1 protein-coding gene is annotated in these 1,567 nt (G+C 70.1%); it reads left to right on the forward strand.

What is annotated here, in order from left to right:
- On the forward strand, positions 1-1,567 hold a 1,567-nt coding region (locus tag D7V88_RS43465; RefSeq protein ID WP_244238686.1), incomplete at both ends, for an Ig-like domain-containing protein.

The raw sequence follows: 1,567 nt of genomic DNA on the forward strand, positions 1-1,567 counted from the left end.
GTCTCGGACTCCACCGTCACCGTCTACCGGCTGGACGGCAAGGGTGTCCGTGGCACGGTGCTCGGCCAGGGGCGCACGGACGAATCCGGAGCGTTCGCCATCCCGGTGCCCAGCTACAACGGGCCCCTCGCCGTCGCCACCAGCTCCGGCACCTTCACCGAGGCCGCGTTGGGGGTTTCGGTGCCCCTCGGGGGCAAGGAACTGGTGGCCATTGTTCCGGCCTACCGGAGCGGCCAGCAGCTTGCGGGTGTTCGCGTCAACCCGCTCACCACGCTCGCGGCGAGTCTCGCGCTCGCGCATGTCGCGCAGGGTGAAGCGCTTGAGGGCGCGCTGTCGGAGGCCTTCAGCCACCTCAACGGCCATGCTGGGGACCTGGACTGGCGCTGGGTTACCCCCGCCGACTTGACGGTTTCCACCAGCACCCTTTCGCCGGAAGGACGCGCGGGGTTGCTCCTCGCTGGCCTGTCACAGCTTGCCGCGACGCTCAGCGCCGAGGGTGGTGTCTCGCCGGGCACCAGCGTCACCACCGCGACGCTCGTCTCGGTGCTCGCCACGGACCTGACGGACGGCATCCTCGATGGGCAGGGCCTTGGTGGACAGCTTCGCCTCGGGACGGTGCCTCTCACCGGGCAACTGCTGCGCGCCTCGTGGAGTTCCGCCATCGCCGCATTCATCAACGGGCCGCGCAACGCCTCTGGCCTGAAGGTGGAGGACGTGCGGCCTGTCGTCGCGGCGCTCGCGAGCAATGACGACCCGTACCTCTTTCGGGACGGTGCGGCCGTCATCGACGTGGACGCGCCCACCATCACCTGGCTGAAGCCGTCGGCGGAGGGTGGTGTCAGTGGCCTTGCCCAGGTGGAAGTCCGCGCCACCGATGCTTCAGGCGTGAAGGCATTCCGCTTCCTGCAGCCGACGCAGATGTCTGCGCTGGCGGCCGTCCTCTCGGCGGACCAGAAGACGGCGACGCTCACGGGGACGCTGGACGTCTCCGCCCTTCCGGACGGCCCCCTCAAGCTGGAGGTGGAGGCGACAGACCTGGCCGCCAACCCCCGGAAGTCCTCGCTCTCCGTCGTCGTCGCCAACCGGGGGCCCAGCATCTCCATCAGTTCTCCCTCGGACGGCACCACGGTGAGTGGCACCGTCACTGTGACGGCCACTGCCACCGCGCAGCAGGGAGTCGTCGCGCGGCTGGACGTCCCCAATCCCCCGCCCGGCCTGGGGAATGACCTCCTGCCGGCGGCCGACAGCTACAGCGCGAGCTGGGACACCACGAAGGCCCCGGAAGGTGAACTCGTGCTCACCCTGCGCGCCGTGGACTCCTTCGGCGCTTCCGTGGACTTGCCCGTCAAGGTGAAGGTGGACAACACGCCGTTCGGCGTCGTCCGGGTGGTGGTGTCGGCCGGCGCTCCTGTCGCGGGAGCTGGCGTCCGCCTCATCGCGATGGACTCTGCCACGGCCTCGCCCGCCTCTCTGCCCGGTGGCCCGGTGCTGGGGGAAGGCGGCCCCACGGAGGCGGATGGCACCGCCACCTTCACGCTGACGAAGGAGAACTGGAACGGCCCCGTGC

This window comes from Corallococcus terminator (assembly GCF_003611635.1).
GTDB lineage: Bacteria > Myxococcota > Myxococcia > Myxococcales > Myxococcaceae > Corallococcus > Corallococcus terminator.